The organism is Sphingomonas sp. Leaf38 (genome assembly GCF_001421825.1).
In the GTDB taxonomy this organism is placed as follows: Bacteria; Pseudomonadota; Alphaproteobacteria; order Sphingomonadales; family Sphingomonadaceae; genus Sphingomonas.
In genome coordinates this window covers 336-579 of sequence record NZ_LMLD01000013.1, presented here as the reverse complement: position 1 = coordinate 579, position 244 = coordinate 336, and the positions used below count along the sequence as shown (strand labels likewise).

At 65.2% G+C, this 244-nt stretch carries 1 pseudogene; it reads left to right on the top strand.

From position 1 onward, the window contains the following. Positions 1-200, top strand: a pseudogene (locus ASE88_RS19680) (molybdopterin oxidoreductase); the annotation flags it as partial. Positions 201-244: the final 44 nt, after the last annotated feature.

Here is a 244-nt window from a genome sequence, read left to right as displayed (position 1 = left end):
CGTTCACCGATGATCCGGAGGCGCACTGGGGTTGGCGGCGCTGGACCCTCGACGCCACGCTCGCCAAGGGGCGCCAGCACCTTGGCGTGCGCGCCTTCGACGAGACTGGACAGGGTCAGCCCGAGCGGCCGGATACGATGTGGAACTTCGCCGGCTATCTGTGCACCGCCTGGCATCATGTGCACGTGCTGGTCGAATGATCGAAGCATCAGCGGCATCGGACCTCGGCTTTTGGATCGATGCA